At 73.6% G+C, this 258-nt stretch carries 1 protein-coding gene; it reads right to left on the bottom strand.

The genetic code is table 11. From position 1 onward, the window contains the following. Positions 1–258, bottom strand: a 258-nt coding sequence (locus tag EOD29_RS32995) for a glycosyltransferase (protein ID WP_164764009.1), incomplete at both ends; no start/stop codon positions are given.

Here is a 258-nt window from a genome sequence, read left to right as displayed (position 1 = left end):
GGCGAAGACGCCGCCCTTGGCGCCATGGCCGTGCAGCACGTCGACCTGTTCGGCGAGAGCCCGCTCCCGCACGGCGCGTAGCGCCCCGAGATCGCTCGCATCCGGATTCCGGCGCATGGGAATGCGCGTGACGCCGAGCGCGAGATGGGGGCCCAAATCCGCGAGAGCCCGCTCCGCCCGTTCGCCGCCGGTGGAGGCGTCGCAGACGAGACCGACGGCGTGGCCGGCCTCGGCCTGGAGGCGGGTGAGATCGACGAC

It is taken from the genome of Mesorhizobium sp. M1A.T.Ca.IN.004.03.1.1 (assembly GCF_003997555.1).
Lineage (GTDB): Bacteria > Pseudomonadota > Alphaproteobacteria > Rhizobiales > Rhizobiaceae > Mesorhizobium.
Note: the sequence above shows the minus strand (reverse complement) of the source record. Positions and strands in the feature narration are given on the sequence as shown.